The sequence below is a fragment of the Sporosarcina sp. ZBG7A genome (genome assembly GCF_000813425.1).
Lineage (GTDB): Bacteria > Bacillota > Bacilli > Bacillales_A > Planococcaceae > Sporosarcina.
Genome location: NZ_JWIB01000016.1, coordinates 1 through 23759, shown reverse-complemented (window position 1 = coordinate 23759; position 23759 = coordinate 1). Strand labels below are relative to the sequence as shown.

General features: G+C 41.8%; 25 protein-coding genes. 3 read left to right on the top strand and 22 right to left on the bottom strand.

Annotated elements, in window-relative coordinates; all coding sequences use genetic code 11:
- Positions 1-11: 11 nt before the first annotated feature.
- The 6 genes from RL70_RS07420 to RL70_RS07395 form a co-directional block, all read right to left on the bottom strand.
- Positions 12-866 (bottom strand): STAS domain-containing protein, encoded by an 855-nt coding sequence (locus RL70_RS07420; RefSeq protein WP_039042781.1) that lies wholly within the window; start codon positions 864-866, stop codon positions 12-14.
- 116 nt (positions 867-982) lie between these two features.
- Entirely contained in the window at positions 983-1765 is a 783-nt protein-coding gene (locus RL70_RS07415; protein WP_052245841.1) for a 3D domain-containing protein, read from the bottom strand.
- Between the two features lie 188 nt (positions 1766-1953).
- Entirely contained in the window at positions 1954-2622 is a 669-nt protein-coding gene (gene msrA, locus RL70_RS07410) for a peptide-methionine (S)-S-oxide reductase MsrA (RefSeq protein WP_039042780.1), read from the bottom strand.
- A gap of 921 nt (positions 2623-3543) precedes the next feature.
- On the bottom strand, positions 3544-5100 hold the full coding sequence (locus RL70_RS07405; protein WP_039042779.1) for an ABC-F family ATP-binding cassette domain-containing protein: 1557 nt from the start codon (positions 5098-5100) through the stop codon (positions 3544-3546).
- A gap of 142 nt (positions 5101-5242) precedes the next feature.
- On the bottom strand, positions 5243-6583 hold the full coding sequence (locus RL70_RS07400; protein WP_039042778.1) for an Nramp family divalent metal transporter: 1341 nt from the start codon (positions 6581-6583) through the stop codon (positions 5243-5245).
- A gap of 179 nt (positions 6584-6762) precedes the next feature.
- The gene (locus RL70_RS07395) at positions 6763-7116 is read right to left on the bottom strand and encodes a helix-turn-helix domain-containing protein (RefSeq protein ID WP_039042777.1); all 354 of its coding nucleotides are present in this window, start codon (positions 7114-7116) and stop codon (positions 6763-6765) included.
- A 145-nt stretch (positions 7117-7261) separates the two neighbouring features.
- Between RL70_RS07395 and RL70_RS07390 the strand changes: the two genes are divergently transcribed.
- Positions 7262-7861, top strand: a complete 600-nt coding sequence (locus RL70_RS07390; protein WP_369795211.1) for a nitroreductase family protein — start codon at positions 7262-7264, stop codon at positions 7859-7861.
- Positions 7862-7922: 61 nt separating this feature from the next.
- On the opposite strand, the gene RL70_RS07385 is transcribed toward RL70_RS07390, so the two are convergent.
- A complete protein-coding gene (locus RL70_RS07385) occupies positions 7923-9140 on the bottom strand; it encodes a helix-turn-helix domain-containing protein (RefSeq protein ID WP_039042776.1) in 1218 nt (405 codons plus the stop codon).
- A gap of 111 nt (positions 9141-9251) precedes the next feature.
- Between RL70_RS07385 and RL70_RS07380 the strand changes: the two genes are divergently transcribed.
- On the top strand, positions 9252-10553 hold the full coding sequence (locus RL70_RS07380) for an MFS transporter (RefSeq protein ID WP_369795209.1): 1302 nt from the start codon (positions 9252-9254) through the stop codon (positions 10551-10553).
- A 108-nt stretch (positions 10554-10661) separates the two neighbouring features.
- Positions 10662-11258: a hypothetical protein gene (locus tag RL70_RS07375; RefSeq protein WP_039042774.1), complete on the top strand. Its 597-nt coding sequence runs from the start codon at positions 10662-10664 to the stop codon at positions 11256-11258.
- Between the two features lie 74 nt (positions 11259-11332).
- Here the strand turns inward: RL70_RS07375 and RL70_RS07370 are convergent, their stop codons facing one another.
- From RL70_RS07370 to RL70_RS07305, 15 genes are all read right to left on the bottom strand, one after another.
- Entirely contained in the window at positions 11333-12352 is a 1020-nt protein-coding gene (locus RL70_RS07370) for a hypothetical protein (protein WP_039042773.1), read from the bottom strand.
- Positions 12349-12894 (bottom strand): hypothetical protein, encoded by a 546-nt coding sequence (locus RL70_RS07365; protein WP_039042772.1) that lies wholly within the window; start codon positions 12892-12894, stop codon positions 12349-12351. The genes RL70_RS07370 and RL70_RS07365 overlap by 4 nt, the downstream gene beginning before the upstream one ends.
- Positions 12895-13404: 510 nt before the next feature.
- A complete protein-coding gene (locus RL70_RS07360) occupies positions 13405-14013 on the bottom strand; it encodes a serine/threonine protein kinase (RefSeq protein WP_039042771.1) in 609 nt (202 codons plus the stop codon).
- A 247-nt stretch (positions 14014-14260) separates the two neighbouring features.
- A complete protein-coding gene (locus RL70_RS18190; RefSeq protein WP_231567248.1) occupies positions 14261-14428 on the bottom strand; it encodes a hypothetical protein in 168 nt (55 codons plus the stop codon).
- Between the two features lie 200 nt (positions 14429-14628).
- On the bottom strand, positions 14629-15216 hold the full coding sequence (locus RL70_RS07355) for an ankyrin repeat domain-containing protein (protein WP_039042831.1): 588 nt from the start codon (positions 15214-15216) through the stop codon (positions 14629-14631).
- Positions 15217-15334: 118 nt separating this feature from the next.
- On the bottom strand, positions 15335-15733 hold the full coding sequence (locus RL70_RS07350; protein ID WP_039042770.1) for a VOC family protein: 399 nt from the start codon (positions 15731-15733) through the stop codon (positions 15335-15337).
- A 66-nt stretch (positions 15734-15799) separates the two neighbouring features.
- The gene (locus RL70_RS07345; protein WP_039042769.1) at positions 15800-17716 is read right to left on the bottom strand and encodes an ABC transporter permease; all 1917 of its coding nucleotides are present in this window, start codon (positions 17714-17716) and stop codon (positions 15800-15802) included.
- Positions 17703-18461, bottom strand: coding sequence for an ABC transporter ATP-binding protein (locus tag RL70_RS07340; RefSeq protein WP_039042830.1), 759 nt, complete (start codon positions 18459-18461; stop codon positions 17703-17705). Before RL70_RS07340 ends, RL70_RS07345 begins: the two co-directional genes overlap by 14 nt.
- 467 nt (positions 18462-18928) lie before the next feature.
- Positions 18929-19951: a HAMP domain-containing sensor histidine kinase gene (locus tag RL70_RS07335; RefSeq protein ID WP_039042768.1), complete on the bottom strand. Its 1023-nt coding sequence runs from the start codon at positions 19949-19951 to the stop codon at positions 18929-18931.
- The gene (locus tag RL70_RS07330; protein ID WP_039042767.1) at positions 19951-20652 is read right to left on the bottom strand and encodes a response regulator transcription factor; all 702 of its coding nucleotides are present in this window, start codon (positions 20650-20652) and stop codon (positions 19951-19953) included. Before RL70_RS07330 ends, RL70_RS07335 begins: the two co-directional genes overlap by 1 nt.
- A 14-nt stretch (positions 20653-20666) precedes the next feature.
- Positions 20667-21188, bottom strand: a complete 522-nt coding sequence (locus RL70_RS07325; protein WP_039042766.1) for a hypothetical protein — start codon at positions 21186-21188, stop codon at positions 20667-20669.
- 43 nt (positions 21189-21231) lie between these two features.
- Entirely contained in the window at positions 21232-21732 is a 501-nt protein-coding gene (locus RL70_RS07320) for a GNAT family N-acetyltransferase (protein ID WP_039042765.1), read from the bottom strand.
- The gene (locus tag RL70_RS17260; protein ID WP_052245839.1) at positions 21732-22289 is read right to left on the bottom strand and encodes a GNAT family N-acetyltransferase; all 558 of its coding nucleotides are present in this window, start codon (positions 22287-22289) and stop codon (positions 21732-21734) included. Before RL70_RS17260 ends, RL70_RS07320 begins: the two co-directional genes overlap by 1 nt.
- Positions 22246-22944: an alpha/beta fold hydrolase gene (locus RL70_RS07310; RefSeq protein WP_052245838.1), complete on the bottom strand. Its 699-nt coding sequence runs from the start codon at positions 22942-22944 to the stop codon at positions 22246-22248. The genes RL70_RS17260 and RL70_RS07310 overlap by 44 nt, the downstream gene beginning before the upstream one ends.
- A gap of 97 nt (positions 22945-23041) precedes the next feature.
- Positions 23042-23419, bottom strand: a complete 378-nt coding sequence (locus RL70_RS07305) for a PH domain-containing protein (protein WP_039042764.1) — start codon at positions 23417-23419, stop codon at positions 23042-23044.
- Positions 23420-23759 lie beyond the last annotated feature (340 nt).

Below are 23759 nucleotides of genomic sequence, written 5' to 3'. Positions count from 1 at the left end.
CCTTTAATGCTTCAGTCCACTTTCTTCACAATATATTTGTCTTTTAAAGCTTGTTGCAACGAACTATGTGTTTCAATCGTTGAGAAGTCCAAACCTAATTGGATGGATGTCTGTGCGATTTCAGGACGAATTCCAGTGATTGTCGACTTAACTCCAAGCAAGTTAAGCACTTGAATGACTTCATAAATTTGATTGGCGACCATGGTATCGATAATCGAAACACCAGATAAGTCGATAAATAATTTTAAAATATCTGCTTCCATACATTTAGCAGGAACGACTTCCAATATTGCCTTTGCGCGTTCAGTATCGATATCTCCTACCAATGGTAAAATTCCGATATTCTCATTTATTTTTATAATAGGAGAACTCAGCTCATCGATCAAACTTTGCTGGGCATTTAAGCGTGTCGTCATTAAGGTAAAGTACATGTCCGAGAAGGCTGTCAGTAATTCGTCAAACGCTAAATGGATCGTCTCTCCCCACTGTAAAACAACCGCAACAGGAACAGTTTCAGGATGCTGTCCGACAAAACGTTCAATTTGCCGCCAAAAAACTTTTCGTACACGACTAATGGCATCGACCACTTCAGATATCGCCGTATTTGATGCAATACGGCTCTTAGCAATCAATTCAGCCCATTCCGTTTTTTGCTCCTCAAAGTTCCCACTAGGACCTAACAAACTGCTAGCAATCGTTCGGTTCGTTAAATTGTTCTGCTCTCTCAACGTTTGCTCAGTGGCTACACCCGCATCACTTGAGTAGATGGACTGCTGACCAGGATCACGAAGTGCAAGCCATTCATCTGTTATTGTTTTAATATTGTCCATTAAGTAGATATTTAGTTCCTTATTCCAATCTATCATCGTTTGTTCTACTCCTGTCTCATACTAATATGTACACGCTTCCCCTCTGTCCATCTTACATTATAATCGAATTTTTTGCAGAAAAAAACCGGAGAGTCGCCTCTCCGGACAGGTATTTAATTTAGAACCTTGACTCTAACTTTTTTTACGCCCCAAGCCATTGCTGAATTTTGCCCGGGTATGAACACATCAATTTTATGACCTTTAATTGCGCCGCCTGTATCACCAGCAATCGCTTCTCCATATCCTTCCACCCATACTCGTGAGCCAAGTGGAATGACAGAAGGGTCTACCGCAATTACTTTTTGGTTCGGATTCGCACGCAAGTTAATGCCAATCTTTGTCGTACCGGAACAGCCGTTGCAATATGCGGTATATGCGGTTGCGGTCATGGTAAGCTCTCTTCCGGTCTGGGTTGAAGCAGGAACCGTTGCAGGAGCAGAAGCGGTTTTAGTCGAAACCACTTTCTTAGTAGCAGGGGTAGCATTCGTTTCCTGTTTTGTTACCGGAGCTGCAGCAATAGCCTGTTTCATCTTTTTCATATTAGTTGTTGAACCTGGTGCGTCTAAAGAGACATTCAATACATCTCCCGGGTGTATGAGTTCGCTTGACAGCCCATTCCACTCTATTAATGATTGCAAGGGAACGGAGTGAGCTAACGCAATTCTGTATAAGTTATCTCCAGGTTGCACTTTGTACGTAAGAGAAGTTTCCTCTTCTAACAGTGGGTTATCTGCAATAAGTTCGGATCCAACTGCAGGTTGGAATGGATAGACATCCCGACCCTCTGTAGCTTCAGATTCATCTACTGAATCTGATTCGTTCGACTCGGCAACAACAGGTGCTGCTAGCAGTACAATTGCCAACAGGAAAACAATTGCTTGTACAATCTTTTTCAAATGAGTTCCTCCTTCAATGATTAAAAATGCGCGCCGCTTTTATCAATCTTTCGACGCTGTTTGTAAGTATTACCACTCATATACTTTTTAATCATTCATTTGATAAATGAAGAGTTTCTCAATTTGAAAACAAGAAAGTAGCAGACTCCCTGTTTTTGGGAAGCTGCTACTTTTTTAGTGATTGTTTGCTACCATTTCATAGTCTGAAGTGTGTCGAATAAAACCCGCTGAGCATCACTGGTGATTGGCCACCTCGTGATTTCCGTAATCAGTTCTTGACGAGTGCTAAAACCTTTCACAAAGCCATTAAGACGGGCGGCGAACGCTGAGTCAATTAGCATTTCTGGAATAGGATACAAAGCTTCAATTTGTTCAAGCGCCCTTGGATAGCGCTTGAGATAGTATTTTTGATGACGTGTTTCTGCGAGCGAAAACGATTCGAAAGGAGCGATTTCTGTTTCAATCCCCTCTCCTAAAACGGCTTCCATTTCCTTTTTGACGCGCTCGATGTCGCGACGCTGTTCTTCGCTACGGTACCGGATGATCGACAAATACTGTCGTCCTTTATAAGCGTCACGATTCGGATAATGATTGTTCCAAAAAACACTCAGCAACTTTTCATAGGAGACTAGTGTTGGATCAAAATCCACTTCCACCGTTTCCGTATGATCGCCCATTTTCCGATACGTCGGATTTTCAGTAGTGCCTCCCGCAAATCCTACACGGGTCCTGAGTACACCTGGAATTCCTCCAAACCTAGCTTCAGGTCCCCAAAAGCATCCCATCCCAAATAACGCTGTTTCAAAAGGTACTTCATGTAATCCTTGTTCTAGTTCTAATATCGTTATGGGTTCCATGATTTCACCTCAATTGATTTATTGTACCCATTATGAGGAGGGGCGAATCTCAAGGGGAATTTGGGATTCATAAATCTTTTTTTGTGCTCGTATCCCCTGTGATTTCGCTCATAAACTCGGGATTGTGCTCATAAATCGCGGTTGTCACTCATAAACTCAGGATTGTGATCATAAATCACGGTTTCCGCTCATTAACTCGGCATTGTGCTCATAAACCGCAGATTTCGCTCAGAAACTCGGCATTGCGCTCATAAATCACGCTTTCCGCTCATAAACTCGGGATTGTGCTCATAAATCGAGGTTTCCGCTCATAAACTCAGGATTGTGCTCATAAATCACGCTTTCCGCTCATAAACTCGGGATTGTGCTCATAAATCACGCTTTCCGCTCATAAACTCGGGATTATGCTCATAAATCACATTTTCTGCTCATAAACTCGGGATTATGCTCATAAACAAAGTACTACTGAAAATTCTATCAGAGTTTGCACTTCTCAACTTCTTATTAAACGCGACTCCACCGTGCCCTGACGCACTCCATCCATCAGCTTGCGTTCTCGATCACTCCGTTGAGTTTACCTATCACTCCCAAAAGGTTCTTCATCACTCACTCAATTTTGTCCGACACTCAGAGTCATTTCTCCATCGCAACGAAGAGTTTGTCGATAACGGGACACACTTCAAATGAGTTAAGGGATTAATTGGTAGCGCTTCGCTTGTTTTAAGATGGGCTACCACAGCTAAGTTATGGAATCTCGGCCAGATCACGAGATGATTCAGCCATATAGTGGATTTAATTGGCTACAGGACACACTTCAGCATAGTTAAGGGATTTAATAGTATCGGCTTGCTAATTTAATTTAGCTAACCAAAAAAACTGCAAGTACACCAACCTTCATTGGCACACTCGCAGTTCATCCTATTAAAACATCTTCGTCGTCCATGTCTCGCCGTTCCACATTTTGTTCACGACACCCTCATAAAAATCAGGCTCGTGGGAAATGAGCAGGACACTCCCTTTGAACTCGGTCAGCGCGCGCTTCAGTTCAGCTTTTGCATCGACATCCAAGTGATTCGTCGGCTCATCCAGCACAAGTAAGTTCGTTTCTTGATTGACCAGCTTACACAAACGTACTTTTGCCCGTTCGCCACCACTCAATACTTTTACTTTACTCTCAATATGCTTTGTTGTCAGACCGACGCGAGCAAGAGCTGCGCGCACTTCATACTGTGTAAAGTGAGGGAATTCACTCCAAATCTCTTCCAAACAAGTCTTGTCACTATCTGACTTCATTTCTTGTTCAAAATAACCGATAGCCAAATGTTCGCCACGCTCAACCGATCCAGACAATGCTGGAATCTCTCCGAGTAAACTCTTCAGCAACGTCGTTTTACCAATCCCATTGGCACCTGACAAAGCGATTTTCTGACCACGTTCCATCTCAAGGTCCAGTGGACTAGATAACGGTTCGTCGTATCCAATCACGAGTTGGTTTGTTTCAAACAAATACTTGCTTGGTGTCCGTGCCATCTTAAAGTCAAAACGAGGTTTTGGCTTTTCAGAATCAAGTTCGATCATATCCATCTTATCGAGTTTTTTCTGTCGAGATTGTGCCATCTTACTCGTCGCTGCGTTGGCTTTGTTACGCGCAACAAAATCTTTCAATCCCGCGATTTCCTTTTGCTGCTTCTTATAAGCCGCTTCCACTTGTTGTTTCTTCATCTCATGGACACGTAAAAAATCATCATAATCTCCTGGATAACGAGTAATTTCCTGATTCTCCATGTGATAAATCAAGTTCACAACACTATTCAAAAATGGAATATCATGTGAGATTAGAACAAACGCACTTGGATAGTTTTGCAAATACGTACGCAACCATTCAATGTGTTCCACATCCAAATAGTTCGTCGGCTCATCCAATAGTAAAATATCCGGCTTTTCTAGAAGCAATTTACCAAGCAACACTTTCGTACGTTGTCCACCACTCAAATCATGAACATCACGGTCTAAGCCAAATTCATCTAGCCCAAGACCGTTTGCCACTTCTTCCACTTTTGCATCTAATATATAGAAATCCTGTTGTTCAAGGTCCTCTTGAATTTGGCCAGTCTCTTCTAAAATAGCTTCCAGTTCATCTGGATCTACTTCGGCCATCTTCGCAAACAACTCATTCATTTCACTTTCCATATCGTACAAATATTGAAAAGCGGTACGCAATACATCGCGGATTGTCATCCCCTGCTTAAGTGCAGCGTGCTGATCTAAGTACCCTACGCGAGCACGTTTCGCCCAAGAGACTGTTCCCGCGTCTGGTTCAAGTTTCCGCGTAATAATATTCATAAACGTCGACTTTCCTTCTCCGTTCGCACCGACAAGACCTATATGCTCGCCAGCCAACAGTCTGAACGACACGTCTTCAAAAATTGCACGGTCTCCAAAACCATGACTCAAATTTGATACAGTTAATAAACTCATGTTGTACACCTATTCTTTCTTCCCAGATTCAAGTGAAGTGGAAGTATAACCAATTCACATCTATTCGCTATCATACTAAAAACAGAGGGTGACCGCCACCTTCTCCATCAAAAAACGCCTCTATAAAAGAGACGTTTTCCATTTAACCGAGGTCATGCCCCGTCACAACAACATATCCAATAAGGAACACGTTCAAGATAATGATGACGACTGTACTCGTCCATGCCAAAATCTTGATAGGCAACGAATTCACAAACTCGCCCATTTTCTTCTTATCACTTGTAAACCTAACAAGCGGAACTACCGCAAAAGGAAGTGCCAAACTTAAGATTACTTGACTCCACAACAACAATTCCCCTGTACCTTTTGAACCCGCAATCCATGTGACGATAAAAGCAGGAATAACGGCGAGTAGGCGAGTAATCAGTCTTCTCAACCAAGGAGTAATCCGTAAATTAATGAACCCCTCCATAACAATTTGACCGCTAATCGTTCCTGTAATCGTAGAATTTTGACCCGATGCAAGTAATGCCACTGCAAATAACGTACTGGCAATCCCCACTCCAAGAGTTGGACTCAACAAATTATAAGCAGCTTCAATTTCAGAGATATCCAGTTCCGTTCCGTAAAACGCAGCAGCTCCCAAAATAAGGATCGCTGAGTTTATGAGGAACGCAACCGTCAACGAGAACCCCGAATCAATCAGCGAGAACTTAATCGCTTCTTTTTTCCCTTCTTGAGTACGTTCATAATTTCGTGTTTGTACAATAGAAGAGTGCAAATACAGATTGTGCGGCATGACAGTCGCACCCAAAATTCCGAGGGCAATGAACAACATACTCGGATTCGTTACAATCTCTGTCTGTGGGATAAATCCAGCAAACAATGAAGATAATTCTGGTTTAGAGGAAATCACTTCGAACACAAATACGACAAAAATAGTGGCCATTAGCACAATGACAATCGATTCAATAATACGGAATCCTTTCCTCTGTAAATAGAGAAGGAGCAAGACATCCAATGTCGTAATGGCAATACCGACTAATAACGGAATCCCAAATAGCAGATTCAGTGCAATCGCCGATCCAATCACTTCCGCCAGATCTGTCGCAATAATGGCTAACTCTGTAATAATCCATAAAAATATAGACATCTTTTTGCCAACGGAAGCACTTGTAGCTTGTGCCAAATCTTTTCCCGTTACAATTCCAAGTTTTGCAGACAAAGACTGAAGAAGCACGGCTATTAAGTTTGAAATTAGAATTACACTAAGCAATAGATATCCGAAACGTGAACCGCCAGCAATCGAAGTCGCCCAATTACCAGGATCCACGTATCCTACTGCTACGAGTGAGCCGGGGCCGGCGAATGCAAAAAGTTTACGCCAAAATCCTTTTTTGTTTCGGACATTAATTGTGCTATTGACTTCTTCCAGACTAACGCCTGTGCTTTCTCGAAGCCAACCCTCTTTTTTATCGCCCATTAGTAACCTCCTAACTTTCTTTCCCTTGTACAACTTTTTGATTTTAGTAAGTCACTTCCATTTAATGTTTACTAGCATAGCACGATTTTTCGTGAAGTAAATTACTTTGCTTGAATCTTCAAAACTGAAATCACAAAAACCGTTCAGAATAGTCTGAGCGGCTTCTTTTACATCTATTCCTATTTTGCTTGTTTCTCAACAATCCCCATATGCTGTTTGTGGACAACATGATGGGTCCCCCACTCATGCATCGCTTCTAAAATCGGGCTCAGAGTTCTTCCATAATCCGTCATCGAATATTCCACTTTAGGAGGAACTTGGGGGTACACCACGCGTTGGATGATATCTTCCTCTTCTAACTCTCGCAGCTGTTTCGTCAGCATCTTTTGCGTAATTCCTGGCACGCTACGTTTCAATTCACTGAATCGTTTTGTCCCTTCATGTAACAAATACAAAATGATGACAGGTTTCCATTTCCCCACAACAATTCCGAGCGCTTCTTCTACTCGACATTGAGACACTTCACCTTCCACACATACTCCCCCTAACGGTATCTTTTTGGATACTATACCACTTTAAAGTGCGTACTTCCACATAAGAAGTTGGCTGACTATACTGGAAGAGAAGTGAAGTAGCTCTTATATGAGCCCTTTACGCAAAACTAAGGAGGAATTCATCTTGTCACAAACATTTTTGGAGTCCGTTGAAAACCGGCGTTCTATTTATGTCATTAATAATGAACCGATCCTTTCCGATGAAAAACTGGAGGAACTCATCCAGCATGCAGTGAAACATACGCCTTCTGCATTCAATTCACAAACGGCACGTGTCGTTGTCCTGTTAGGTGAACAAAGCAAACGACTATGGGAAATCACAAGTGATACCCTGAAGAAAATCGTACCTGAAGAGAATTTCGAATCGACTGCACAACGTATGACGATGTTCGGCAGTGGATACGGAACAATTCTCTTCTTTGAAGATATGCAAGTCGTCGAGTCGTTACAAGAGCAATTTGAGGAATATAAGGATAATTTCCCGACATGGTCTCAACAATCTTCTGGAATGGTTCAATTTGTTATCTGGACAGCTCTTTCTGATGAAGGTTATGGTGCGAGTCTTCAGCACTACAATCCATTGATCGATGACGCAGTAAAAGCAGAATGGAACCTTCCTTCTACTTGGAAACTCATGTCGCAAATGCCTTTTGGTAAAGTAGTGGCGCCTGCAGGAGAAAAGGAATTCCTCCCTATCGAAGACCGTTTGCATGTTTTCAAATAAGTCCATCCTCAAAAAACAGAGAACGCATCGATACGATGCCTTCTCTGTTTTTTCGTGCTATTTATTGTGACGCTAAGCGTTTAGCAGTCTCCCTGACAAACTGTGTGTAAGGCGTATCCGGCATCTGAGCCATATTAGATTCCGCTGTTTCTGCGAGCTCGCGAGCGTAAGCCAACTCCCCAAGTTGCTCAGCACACAATGCAGCATAAGCATCCTTCTCATAATACATGGACAGGTCGTAAGGATGATGCACTTGCTCACTGATGACTACTTGTTGCAGCATGTGAAGCGCTTCCTGGAACTTGCCTGCCCCGTAGAGTGCCTTTCCGCGTTCCAGAACAAAGAAATTCGTGAAGAATTCATGCTCAGGCATAGGACCCGTCAGTTCCGAAAGCTTCTTGAGTGCCGTTTCATGGTCATGGTGGAACGAATTCAGCTGATGGATCCGGACCAGTTTCGTGAACCAGAACGCATGATCATCTTCTGCAAATTCCCCGTATTGGAGTAACTTCCGCTCGTAGTAATCGAGTTTTTCATCATCTTCGTCAATTATCGCTCGATAAGCCGCCAGTCGGTAAAGCTGCTCGACCTGATGAAAAATTTTTTTGTCTTTCGAATAGCTAATTGCTTCATTCATCAGCCGGGTCGCTTCAACCGTATCATTGACCGCAAAACGGAAAATCACCTCATATGTGTATAAATCTAGACGTGTCAGAGAATCGATATAGCCACTCCGGCTTTCCACTTTTGCTTTTTCCTCTAACAGCCGAGTGAGTGCTTCTTCATACCGATGCTCAGTGAACAACACCATAGCCCAGAAGATTCCAACTGCTGCCCGCCGTGGTACAATATTGAGCTCTTCGTAAATAGCTGATGCTCTTTCCGCTATTGGTTGCCAATTTGAACGGCCTATTAGATAAGAGAATTTACTGTAGATTTCTAATAAACGGCCAGCGGTGTAACCAGACAAAAGCTTTGGTAGTAACGGCTCTATCATTTCCAAAGTTTTCTCGTAGTTTTTTTTCTCTTCAGATTTAACAACTTGTTCGGCTTTGTCCAGTAGCGCTTGGAGCTCGCTGCCACTCACTTCCTCCATCAGTTCAGATACTTCTACCTCGAGACGCTTCGCTAAATAATTGAGATTCTCCATCGAGGGATTCGCTTTATTATTTTCAATCAGACTGAGCATACCTTTAGTCATCTGCTCGCCTGCACATGATTCCAACGTCAACTTCCTTTGTTTCCTAAGCGTTCGGATTCGCTCTCCTAATGTTCTCACAGCTAATCACTCCTGCTAATGTAATTAAGTTTAATTATATTAAACTTTCTCTTGAAATGAAAGAGTTCTCATGTTATTCTTTGTTTAATCTTATTAAACTTTCTGAATGGAGTGACTATTTTGGATGAAAGCGTAAAAAAGTTGAAGCGTGCCACCTATCACTTGTGGACTTTTGCTGCGAGCAAGATGATCAGTGCATTCGGTGCGCAGATTTATGCATTTGCCATTAGCTTTTACATTTTGCAGATAACCGGTTCTGCCACCAGTTTTGCAGCCAACCTCATTTGCAGCATCCTACCGCGTACTCTTATGGCGCCATTTGCCGGATACGTTGCAGATACGTATTCTCGCAAAAAAATTGTCATCACGGCACAAATCGCTTCTTCCCTAGCGATCCTTGGTCTGCTAACTGTTAGCTTGACTTATGGGTTGTCGTTAGCTGCCATATACACAACAACCGTTGTTCTATCGTTAGCGTCAACATTTTCGAGCATCGCCTTTACGTCTTCCATCACAGGTTTGGTAGATGAAAATCGGGTCCAAAAAGCGATGTCCCTGAACCAGATGTCTGTCTCCTTAGCAGCAATCAGCAGTCCGGCAGTTGGCGGAATGATCTATGGTGCTGTTCCCATGCCTGTGTTTCTTATTCTCTATGCGAGTGCATCGATTCTTGCAGTTCTGCTAGAGTCGACGATGAATTTCAGCCTGTTTGCAAAGCGTAAAGTGAAGGAAGAAGGGGCCGTTAAAGAAAAAATGCTAGACAGTATGAAAGCAGGTTTTGCGTATGCCCGACTGCAGCCATTGCTAATGTCTGTGATTTGGGTCGCGCTGATTGTCAACTTCCTGTTTGGAGCAGTCACGGTCGGCTATTCGTTCATCCTTATTGAAAAACTGAAGATACTCCCTTCTCATTTCGGACTGATTGAAGGGGGAATGGCGGTTGGCACCCTTCTTATGTCTATCTTCTTAGCAACACGAAAACCGTTTGCTTCACCACTACTAGTATCTAAATGGGGAATCGCAGCAATGGGTCTTGCGATGGGGCTAGTCTCAGTACCGCTGTTGTTTTTCCTTCCATACGCCGGCGTATTTGCTTTTTACTTAACGATTTCTTTCCTAAGCGGAGCCTTGGGACCGCTTATTAACACCCCTATCCAAGTGTTCATGATGAAAATGATCGACGACGATTACAAAGGCCGGGTGTTCTCCATATTGGAAACGATGGCGATGGCGCTCATGCCGCTCGGAATGGTCCTCTTCGGATTTTTGTATGATTTCTTGCCAGCGCCTTGGATTTTAATCACTTCGAGCATACTGCAAATCTTGACTGTGTTCATTCTTTTACGGGCTTCTGTAATCCGCCAAGTGACTGGCGTGAAATCTGAAGAGGATCTGAAGACGGTCTCCACTTAAAAACAGGGCTCCCTGTACAGTTATAAAAAAACTATTTCAGAACAGTCCCGCATATGATCTCTAAAGCTTCATTGTCTTTGATCACCTTTAGAGAGCGAGGAACCACTTTTGAAACGGAAACTTATCTTCGTCCTTATACTTGTCGTTATAGGAATAATCGGTTATAAAAAACTAGCTCCGAACAAGTCCTTGCTTGAAATATGCTTTCCTACCATTGTCGAAAAGACGGAAATCACCTTGCTGGATGCTTATTTCATCGGTATGGAAAAGGCCAAGGAATTCGATTCGAATCCTGAACTCGTCTTTATGAATAGCGTAAATGATGGTGAAGTTAGTGGAAGGGACGGCAAGCGCGGGAATTGGCAAGGTTATATCTCGCTTACGGATAGCAATAAAAGTCTTGTTTTCGCTATTGAAAAGGGGAAGTTAATAAACTATAGGGTTGGAGATGTTTCCTATGAAAAGACGATCAAACCATCTTCAATTAAAATCGACAGTAGCTTGATCGTGAAATCAGCAATCAAAGAGTTCAATCTAAAATCTGGCCCCAAGAGTGATTCGTTTTCCAACGGTTTTCATTTCCGTCTATTAAGGGATGCTGAAAATATTTTCATCTCTGTGGAAGGCTTGATCGACGGCAAGCAAGCTGAAATCTTTTATAACCCTGAAACCGGTGAGTATATGGGGAGAGTACAAAGTAATTAAATTATACAAAAAGCAGATGCCCACAACTAAACGTGGGCATCTGCTTTTTCATGTCTTTCAATTACAAACCAATTTTATTCCTCAAGCGATACTTCTTCCACACCGCTTCCATCTGGACTCATCCTATACAACGAATTGTCTGGACGACTTCCCCCAAAGTCTTGATCGACCATAAAATACACTTTTCCGTCAGCTCCATAGATGGGGTACTCAGCATACTCATGTAAGTGCGTGAGTTGTGAAATGCTTTGCGTATCCCAATTATACGTGAACAACTCATATTCAAAAATCCCCTCCGAATTCGTCCCAGCTACCGCTTGATAAACAAGTTCGGAACGGTCAGGAATGAGCACGAAATCATAGAGATCCTGAGTATCTTCTGGAATACTAATCACCATTTTGTGGTCAGGGTTGGATAATGGAATTTTAAAAACACGACCTTTCGTTTCAAAGGTGTCTTCAGCTGTTTCCACATCCGCATCGTCATCCATTTGTATATAGATGGAATCCTCTTCGCTGGAAACTTGAAGAGAGGCCATACTGTATTTGTTTAACTTCGTATGTTGTCGATGCTCCCCCGTTTTCAACTGAACACTGTGCACGTCGAAGTCATGTGGATACAAGCTCGCGACCGGTGAATAGTTGGAGAATTGGGCTGCTTGCACGTAAAATACTCGATTTTCATCCTTCGGGTCAATCACTAGCTCCATAACTATGGCATCGTTTGTGAAAAGGACTTCATCTTTCCCCGATTCAATATTAACTTGGTGTATGACACTTTTACTATGCTCATCCAACTCTTTGTCCGAATTTACATAGAGCACTGTTTTTCCGTCTGGCATCATTGCAAGGTCTAAAATGGACTGATCAGGAGGAAGTTGAACGACTTGTCTCAACTGATCAGATTTCACGTATAGCGTGGGCTCTCCTCTTTCGTATGTTACATATGCAATATCCCCTTGTGCGGAAACATCAAATTGCCCCGTCAGTCCTTGTTGTTTTTCCTCGTCTGGAATGCTATGGGTGAACCCGAGCAACAAGCAAATCCCTGTCACTAATATAATTATGCTTGCGAACAGAATAGTTTTTCTCAAAGCCCTCCCTCCCCTGGTACTACCATCCATAATAGGAGAAGCACAACTGGCATTAGGATTTGTATGACAGCAACTGTATACACGATACTCTTACGCTGTACGCCAATTGCCTTCATTTGAATTACATAAGCGATTCCATACAATACAAGTGGAACAAACAACTTCCATATTTCACCGTTTCCATCTTCGCTGAATAAAAAGAATATGTATGTGAAATACAACGTACCAGCTGTTAACGCGATGCCGATTGTGATGTTGATAGCATGTAATACCTTCGCGTTTGTTGACAGTTCATCATGAAGACTTGTTCGATAAATACAAATGATTGCACACACTACCAACAGATAACCGATGATTGAGAGACTTGTTGAAAACGGGCGTTCTAAATACTTTGCGAGAATCGTTCCATAACCTAGTAAGAAACCATTCACAATGAGCAAAGTATTCATCACTGCACGACGTCTGCTCATCCAATTCTTTAAATTCGTTGAGCTAAGTAGAAGTGCTGAACTTATTAAAACCCCGATCAGCAAAAAGCTCATATGGGCATCTCCCGAGCTGAATAGGTGGAACAGATAGATGGTATATATAAATAGAAGCGAGAAGATAGATAAGCCTACCGGCAATTTTTTCAGATAGAGTCCCACAGATTGATACCCCACAATACAATGAAAGCATTTGTTTCAGATTACCATTATGCTGGGCATGTGACAATGCCCTCTTTTAGTGGGGAATGATGTTTAAAATAGAGTTATATAAAAGTACTTGAAAAATTCACTTAGTGACAAATAGTTACTCTACTATTAAAAAGAGATGGATCAGAACGATTTTTCGCTTTAAGTTCATTACCTTTCTCTGCACATGTTGCGCTTTTTAACTTTTATTATGGAAATATCTCTAGCAGTTGAAGAATATTCAATGAGCACTTTTAATCTGGACTAGAGTCGTTAGACACTTGTCATCGACAACCAGATAATTATAGATACATCCCTTTATTTCATCGTATGAAATAAAAGGATGTATCTTAATGGTGCGAGTGGACGATTAGCACTTCACAATCGGTAGTATGGTATAAGACCCTTTTTATAAAGATAAGCCACGATATTCAAGAATGGAGAAGGGATTTTCTTCAAAAAGTAACGTTTGGAGTAAACTTGACGATGGGCTTTTTTAAGATTACGCCATTGCCTGCAGTCTTTCAATTGTCTATAACGTGCAACGTCAATGAGCTTTATCTCATCATTAGATGTGATGAAAATATTACGCAAGTGAATGTCAGAAGGATTTAACCCCAAATCTGAAGCCAATGATAATGCGTAATCAATTTCTTTAATATGATCTGATGTAATGAGTCTCCCATGTGTCATACATTCAAATAATGTATAACCATCGATGTAATCCATGACAATATAATTCACTCCAGCTTCATAGATAAATGGAAAATAACTAATATCTTGAAGTGATTTATAAATTTCAGCTTCTTCTTTAGCAATGTACGTAGAATCAGGAAAGAACACTTTAATTGCTTTATTTACTGACTTCACTTTGAAAACACATGCACTTCTCCCTGTTCCGATAAGTTTTAAAGATTTGTCGTAGCTAACAAGGTGATTCTTCTTATTAAATACAACTGAATTTGCAAGTTCTAGATAATTATTCAAAGGTTAACCTCCAATAACTTTCATAAAATAAAAAAGAGACACTATAACCAATTCTCGGTCATAATGTCTCAAAGAAAACAAAAGACCTCACCAAATAAATGGTAAGGTCTCGCAAACAACGATTGTTGCCAATAAAGCCGAGGATCTAAATCCTGTATTGACGACTTTTACTGTATTAGCTACTCCCCTTAGCGGAAGTTGAATATATTATTATGTAAATTCACTATAAGTTTTAACAGCCTAGATGTCAAACGTAACAAAGAAATCGTGTAGGATAGATGATAAGATTTTCTGGGGCCGCTTTCCGTCTGCTGCCAGTAGGAAGTAATCCATGTCTTTTTTCAAGACGCTTCAACGCCGCATATAATATCCCCTCATACGTATCGTCGCTGAGCTCTTTCAGTACTTTCACCATTTCGTACCCGTACATATCTCACTGGGCGATCAAGGAAAAATGAGGAAGTCTATGCTGCCTTTCATCATTTCCTGATCCACTGTATCCTCCTCTATTTCTAAAATCAAGTATAGTTCGCAATGAAAGGGCTCTTTTGTATGATTCACATTAAAAACCCCATTACTCCTAGTCTCATTAGGAGTAATGGGGTTACAAACTTTTTACTTAGCCGCTTCTAAAATATCCACAATTTCTAAATACCCTTTGTCCTTCGCATGCTGCAAAGGAGTTATGCCATCATTGTCCGTAATCGACTGATCTGCTCCGTGGTTTAGTAGGATCTTAATAATTTCCTGATGCTGAACTCCACCATCACTCAAAACCACAGCTTCCATAAGTGCGGTCCACCCGAGTCTATTCACATGGTTCACGTCAACGTCCGTTTTGTTCAGCAACTCTTCCACGACTTCGACATGCCCACGCTCAGAAGCTGGAATAAGTGCAGTCCCACCATAACGATTCTTGATCGTTGTATCGGCTCCTGCTTCTATCGCTAGCCTTAAAATATCCAGATAGCCTTCCGCCCCTGCATAGAGGAAACAGTTGTTTTGCATGTTGTCTTGGATAGAAATATCAGCTCCGGCTTCTATCAAGGCTTTCGCGGTATAAGGATCATGGTTGTATGTTGCAATCATAAGCGCTGTTCTTCCCTCGCTGTCTTGCGTGTTCACCTCAACGTTTTGTTTAATCAGTTCCTTCACTTTCTCTGTATCTTGTTGATCGGCAGCTTTCAATAGCTCAGTTGTCATTAAATCTCCTCCTAGTCTAGTGTCGGTATTCCCGTCTTTTTCATCAGGCACACATGAGGACAGCAGAAAAACAGCTATGCTTACCATGAACAAATAGCGCATCAAACTACCTCCTAACTCATTCGTTTGGAGCGACTACTTCCACCTTCATGCGATCTGGATCTTCGAAATACACAGCATAATGGGATTCGCCACCTGCGTATGGATGGGTATCAGGGTAAAGAATGCGCACGTTACGACCCTCCAGTTGCCTTGTGATTAAATCCACGTGCTCTCTGGATTCCGCATGGAACGCTAGATGATTTAGGCCTGTCCTACACCGATGATACGGTACATCCAGAAAACGTTCTTCCGTTTGAACAAATACTAGATATGTATCACCAAGTTTCCAACTCTTCCCCTCTGGCCAGTCTTGATGCAACGTGTATCCTAATTCCTCGAGTAGCCATCCCCAAAATTCTACTGAGCTCTCCAAATCAGATACATATAATTCAATGTGATGAAGCAACCCTTTCATACGTAAATCCCCCTTCTAAAAAACGCCCACTATTCATGTTGAATAGTGGGCGTTTCGATAACTTGATTATAACGCAGCTTGAATCGTTTTACGATAATATCCGACAGTCAAGAATGCGAATACTAAATAGATTCCTATATAGACAGACATTGTAATTACGGTCGGTACCGTAACATCACTCATAAAGATAAATGAAGCAGATTTCAAAGCAAAAATCGAGTGCAGCAATCCTATCGCAAGTGGCAGTCCAAATACGAATAGTTGCTTTTTCACAACGCCTTTCATGATTTCTTGAACACTGAATCCTAACTGGCGCAACGTTGTGTAACTTGCTTTCTCTTGTTCAGCTTCTGTCATCTGCTTGAAGTAGAGAATACTTCCTGTTGAGATGAGGAACACGAGACCAAGGAATCCGGCAATGAAAATTAGCATACCGCTAGACTGCAGTGCGTTTTGGTATTGTGTATAGTAGTCCCATTTCTTCCAGCGAGCATCGATTTCATCATAGAGTCTCGTCGCTTCCTCAAATTGTACTTCGTCTTTCAAATTAATTGCTGTTGAATGATGCAGCTCATTATCCTCGTGTGCTAGATATTCAGATTTCATTGACTGGAATTGCTTTTCTTTCACAACAAGTGTGGAGAAAAATTCCACACTATTGAATGCATTTCCTTCTGCGAATCGTTCTATAGGAATTGTCTTATTTAAATCGCGGGGATCCATTATCAGTTTAAATGGTACATCAACAGACTTTAGCATCCAGTAAAGCGAGCTTTCAAGAAACACACCTGAATTCCGATCTTTTACATCTATCAGGTGGCCTGCATTACCTAATTGATCCTCACTTACAACTCGAATATTTACCCCCGTCCCCATCAGCAAGGGATTTGGTGCCTCTTCAAAATTCGCTTTCAACTGAAGTTCTTCGATCGAGGCAGCCTTGTATCCAATTCCAGCTTCATCCAGTGATTTCGTAAACTGATTTGTCGCTTCCACATCGTCCTGAATCATATAATCGAATGGTTGCAGCAAGCGTGATTCTTTTTCTGTGGAGTAGTAAACAGAATATGCAGCAGCTAGCATTGTCAACGTCATTGCAGACAACACAGTAATAATTGTCAGCGAATTCGCATTAGCCTTCATTCGATGCATCAATGGTGCTAATGACAAGCTATTCGACAATCCGAGATGACCGTTTTTAGACATCCGTATTTGATAAAGCACCCATCCAATCGTAATTCGAAACAGTAAATACGTACCGAGAATGACTGAAACTAATACAGCAATCATATTGTAAAACAGCATATTATTGAGCATATTTCCTGACAGCCAATATCCGAATCCAATTAAGAGAATGCCCAAGATTCCAAGTACTGCAGAAGTAATTACTTTCGGCTTTTTGATGCGTTCTCCGGACTGGTCTGCTTTGAACAATTCCAGCAATGTACTGCGTTTAACTGCAAACGCCATTTGTAGTGAGGTTAGCGCTAAAAGCGCGACAAACACGATGACAGTTTGCAGAATCGCTGCTACAGAAAACGACAACGTCAACACGCCATCTATTCCTACTAATTTCATCAATAGAAGTAGAAATACTCTAGAAACGAGTAAACCTATTCCAATACCAATCGCAAGTGCTCCAGTTCCAAGCAAAAAGTTTTCCGTAATAAGCATTCGTGCCACTGTGAATTTGGACAAGCCTATCAGCTGATAAAGTCCTACTTCCCGGCTTCTGCGTTTCAAGAAGATTGAATTCGCATAGAGTACAAATACACCTGAGATGAACAGCAATAAGATTCCCGCTGCTTTAAAAGCTGATGACATATTAAAAGAAGTAGCGGTCCTCTCCATCACAGTTGTGTCATGTTGCAGCGAAGCAAATACAAAATACAGCACAACACTTAAAATCAATGCAAAAAAGTATAAGTAGTAATGTTTCAAGTTTTTCCGCATACTGCGGACAACGAGGTCAAAGAGCGTCAACGCTGTCACCTCCAAGAATCCCTTGCACTTTAAGGATTTCTTGAAAGAACTGCTGCCTCGTCTGATCCCCTCGATACAGCTCGGAGTAAATCGTACCGTCTTTCAGGAATACAACGCGATTGCAGTAACTTGAAGCGACTGGATCATGAGTTACCATCATGATCGTAACATCCCGTTCGTCGTTGACTTTCGCTAATGTTCCGAGCAAGGACGCCGCTGATTTCGAATCGAGCGCACCTGTTGGCTCGTCCGCAAACACAATCGAAGGTTCGTTGATCAAAGCCCGTGCAGCAGAAGTCCTTTGCTTTTGGCCGCCTGAAATTTCACCTGGGTATTTATTTGCTAGCTCCGGAATCCCAAGAGTACGTGCAATTGATTTGAAGCGATCTTCCGCCACCACACGTTTTACGTTTCCGACTGAAATCGGAAGCAATATATTTTCTTTCACCGTCAATGTATCGAGCAAATTATAATCCTGGAAGATGAACCCAAGTTGATCGCGTCTGAACTGCGATAGTTTGCGGTCGTTCATCGAAGAAATATCTGTTCCATTTATCTTAATCGAGCCTTCCGTAGTACGGTCAATCGTCGCGAGTACATTGAGCAATGTTGTCTTTCCGGCACCAGAAGGACCCATGATTCCGACGAATTCACCTTCCATCACCCGGAAGTCGATTCCTTTTAATACGTGCTGTATTTGTCCACGTTTTCCGAACGACTTACGAAGTGAAGTAGCTTCCAACATAGTTGTTTGTTGTGACACTTAAAACGCCTCCCTGATTTCTATACACTCACTTTACTGCAGAAATACAGTGGAGTCGTTCGATTTGGATGACAAACTGCGCGGGCAACCTTACAGTTTTGTCACTTACGGGTTGCACCAAATCAGTTCCCTTTGGAAATACCAGTGTCATCCCTGTTCCCGGCATGCCCAAAGGCAAGCAACGCACCTGTTCTCTCCAAAAGTGCTCTTCACCAATCAATACTAAGATTCAGTTTGTGTGCTTCGTCTTGCAAAGCATTTACTACTAGTATTCGTGAGGTGAAAGTATTCTTTATAGTGAAAAACAATTCGGGACGACTCAAAGCTTAGCAATGTGCTCATAAAAACGATAAATTGCTCATAAATCCATGAAAGTGATTATAAATTCCAAAATGTGATCATAAACCAATGAAAATGATCATAAAACTCTAAATGTGATCATACCCCCGCTACTTACGTGTTGCGTCAAAGTCATTTTCTGTAGAGAACGTCATCACCATCTTTGTGCCAGATGAACCATCTGATTGTCCGTGCAATCGCACTCCTATTTTTTCAGCCGTCTGTTTGGCTAAATATAGACCAAGTCCCGTCGCACCGTGTTGGATTCGACCTACATTTCCTGTGAATCCTCTATCAAATATGCGTGGCATTTCGTGTGCCGGAATCCCTGGCCCTTCATCTGCTACAGTTAGTGAAACGTACCCTGTTTCATCTAATTTCGCTTGAATGGTCACCGTACCGCCAACCGGACTGTATTTCACAGCATTCGTCAACAGTTGTCGGAGGATGAAACGGCACCACTTTTGGTCAGTCACAACTTCCACTTGTACTCCTTCGATTTCGACAGCAATATTCTTTTCCAAACACCATGGCATCAGTTGACGTACTTCTTCAGCGGCCAATCTGACAACATCGGTTTCTTCCAAAACATAATCAGATTCTAATGAAGGAAGTCGAGAAATATACAATTGCTGATCAATAAGTAAATGGATCCGCAACCATTCTGCATCGATTTTCCGAAACACTGGCTGTTGACGATTTGCATCAATTATCAACTTCATTGCAGTAAGTGGCGCTTTCACCTCATGAACCCAAGCTGCAGTATCATTTTGCCCAGCATGCACAAATTCCTGCATCCGTGCCATCCGCTTACGGTAGGAAACGTCAACTTTCTGAAGCAGTTCGGACATCATTGCCTCTTGACGAAAAACAGAAATAGGAAGTCCTTCTTGCCAGTCATCGGGCAACTCTTCTAAGAGACGGTCTAGATTTCGTAGGTAGGCAGTCTCCTTGCGATACCGCCATATGAAAAACAATATGAAGATTGTGAGCACCAATAGGTTCAAATACCCGATGGATACACTACTGATAGACAGTCCTTTATCCAAAACTAACAACAGATCCGTTAATAGGAGCGATCCTACAAATAGGGCAATCCAGCTTTTCTTATCAGCAATATATGAACGTACCATCAGGATTTCCCCTGTAGAGTAACCGCCATATAGCCCATTCCCTTTTTTGTGACAATTGCTTCTTCCAAACCTAAATCGCTCAGTTTTTGGCGTAAACGTGTCACGTTAACAGTCAACGTATTGTCATTGACAAAGCGTTCATCATCCCATAACTTTCTGATTAAATCATCCCGTGACACAATTTCATCATTTGACTCAACCAGGATAGAAAGGATGAAAAACTCATTTTTCGTGAGCTCGATTTCCTGGTCATTCCCTTGGATAACACACCGTTTTAAATCGATGGTCGTCCCATTCCATTTCAATTCATCACTAGATTCTTCTGTCTCTGTATATGAGTAGGCACGTCGTAGCGTCGCCTGAATCTTAGCAAGTAGTACATCCATGTGAAATGGTTTTTGTATGTAATCATCTCCACCCATATTCATCGCCATGACTATGTCCATCGGATGATCTCTCGAAGAAAGAAAGATGATGGGTACATTGGACACCGCTCTGATTTCCCGACACCAGTGAAAGCCATCATACGCGGGGAGTTGAATGTCCATAATGACGAGTTGCGGATTAACTTTTGTGAATGGAGTCATGATGTCTTGAAAACTTTTTGGTCCAACTACACGAAACGACCACTGTTCCAAATGGTCTCTCAATGAAGAAAAAATTGCTCCATCGTCTTCTACGATAAAAATAGTTTCTTCCATTTCATTCTCCTTCCTCAGTGCTGCATGCGGCTCAATACATGTAACGTATCCAAAACATGCTCTAAAAAGAGCGAGAGTTCAGTCATGTGGTCCTCTGTGAGCCGTGGTTTGAATGCAGCTTCAATGGAATTCATCAACTTGGGATTTTCTTCACCATACACGTAACGAATCGTTTGCGTGAGTTCTACATCCTGTTCCCAAATCGATGCCATCACTTGTTCAATCCCAGCACATTCAGCGTCAGGATCGACAACACTTTTTTGAAAACAGAGTGACAACGAACAGGCTGGATTCGCATTAGGGTCCTCCATGATTTCACCGGCAAGATCACGGACACTTGCACGCAGCGTGACTTCCACTTCAATTTCAGGATGGTTGCGAAGGACGAACCGTAAAGCAAACTCGCGAGATAGCACCGCAAAGTCCATCACATCCCGGCGATTTCTAATTTCGATTTGTTCTTCTATAGTGTCCAAATCATATAGCTGATTTTCTAGAGCAACTTTCAAGTTATCAAATATCGTCGGATCGTACATGTTCAATATTCCTCCTGTAAATAACAAGCGTTTTTGAAATAGTCTATCGATGAATCCAAAATCGTCTTACAACGGTACCATCGTCCTCGGTAAAGCTTTCATCTTCTACTCCGCCATTATTTTGAATCGTTTTCGCAGATCCAATATTCTCTTCGTTGCATGTAATGAGCACAGAATTTATCCCCAACGTATCCGTTAGTTTCAATGCTTCTGCAAGCATCCAGGTTGCATACCCTTTACGTCTCTCTGATGGATGAATGCTATATCCGATATGTCCGCCTACTTGGTGCAAATACTCGTTTAAGTCGTGGCGGATATCAATCATCCCAACAACCCGATCTGTATCATCTACGAGAAAGTAGTTTGTGCATGGCAGCCATTTATCATGACCAGCTTCCCTCTTTTCTAACTCTTTTAAATAGTCTTCATAAGGGATGCCTTCTTTTAAATGAAAGCTACTCGGTGTCATCCGTTCCTCATCCCATTCCTTCATATATGCTTCGTGTTCCTCTTTCCACTCAAGAGACGGTCTTACAAGGCGCATTACATCTCCTCCATTCCTTTTGATTTAATGTCATTTATCAACAATTCAAATGTTGGTTCTTCTTGCTGTGTATCCTCAAACCATTGAATGGCTTTAAACCTAAATCCAAGCTTCTCTAAAATACGGAGAGATGCAGCGTTTCGGGAATCAGCAGATGCGGAAATTCGTAAAAGCGATGAATGGTTTTTAGCGATTTCTAAGCAAAGCGAAGCAGCTTCAAATGCAAATCCAAGCCCCCATGATTTCCTTCGGAAGTGGTAGATGAGTTCGATTTCCGCAAGGTCCCCGTACCAATTAAATCCAGCAGTCCCTACTAACTCCCCCATTTCCTTATCCATCACGCCATAGACGGACAAGCCGTAATTCAACTGCTGTTCGCTATACGCCTGAATCGTTTTGTGGAACTTCGAAAAATCTGAAGCGCCACCGCAAAGATTCATGACAGATTCATCACCCCAAATCAGTTTCAATGGTTCTATGTGGGATTCCTCAAGTTTTACAAGACAGATTCGCTTAGTTTCTGCAATTACTGTGAATTCGTTTGATTTCTTGCACATCTCTTAGCTCTCCTTCTCGTTCAGCTAAAAAGCGTCCTGATTGTAAAAATAGTGCGGTTAGTGCAGCTGTTTCTCGTCGATGATGAATATCTTTATGTCCATACGGAAGGGTTGTAAAGTCTGTCAGGTCTGCATAATGCACAGAGGAAACTTCTACGCGCCCGTCATTTTGTCCTTTGATTAGTTGTCCTAACCATAAATTACTGTTTGTACCCGCAATTGCACCAATTTCAACCCCTGCGACATTCGTCATGTTTAGCTTTTGAATATAGGTTGCATGCAGGGATTTAACAGTACGGAACAAAGAGCTATATCCTTTTAAGGACCCTGCAAGTGCTGCAAGTTGACTGCCTTGGTTTGGTGTTGCAAGTTGTACACAGCGACCGATACGAGCAGGAATGTCAGAATGGGAAAGCACCTTACGAATGAGCAAACCACCTGTACTATGACCTACAAGGTGGATTCTTTCGGGATGATTCTTCTCAATATCCTTCAATCTATCCAAAACAAAATGGACCGAATAATCGAACTCACGGCGGGTCAACGGAAGGGTGATAGAATGACAACGAAATCCTAACTTTTCAAGATGATTAGCTAGCGTCTCCATGTCTTTCGCAGTCTTATTGAATCCATGTAACAGTAAAACTTCATCCACTTTGTTACCCCCACATTCACCTTCTTATTACTACGGACGTATTTTTTCCCTTGTTGGTTCTACAGTCATCAAGAATCCATTTTCTTAACTCTCCTCTTCACAAACAGACAGCCGCTAATATTTTTTGAATATCATAGATGCTAGCATCTTTTTTGAATTGCTTGTTTACAAGTGGTTCTGTCGCACTCGATATCCAAATTTTCAGTTCGGCATCCATATCAAACGTTCCAGCGGTTTCAATACTGAAATGAGATATACTCTTATAAGGGATGGAATGATACTCGGTCTTCTTCCCAGTCATCCCTTGTTTATCAACCAAAATCAAACGCTTTTCCGTAAATACCATCATGTCTCGAAATAACTTGAACGCCTCTTCCACAGTCTCTTCTGCAACTAAAATAGGTGCTAACTCTTTTTCCACCGTCGCCGTTTCTACCGTCGATGCATTACCAAGAAATGAATCTAAAAATCCCATTCTAATTCCTCCTATTTTTTCTATTCTCATTAACTAATTTTTCACTCACTTGTATTATATCATGTCAATAAATAACCACTCTGAAAAATGTCCAAACAATTTCAGCTTACTTTTTCCAGCCAATTTTTCTTCATCACATGCTATACTTTTGTTATCGATGAAGGAGGTGGAAATATTGAGCGAGGTATTGTTGCACCAAATACTGTCTGAACTAAAAGATATACAAACGGGTCAACTTGATATGGAAAAACGGTTTGATCGAGTTGATGAACAGTTTGATGGTATACAGGGACAAATCGGTGGTATACAAGGACAAATTAATGGTATGCAAGGGCAATTC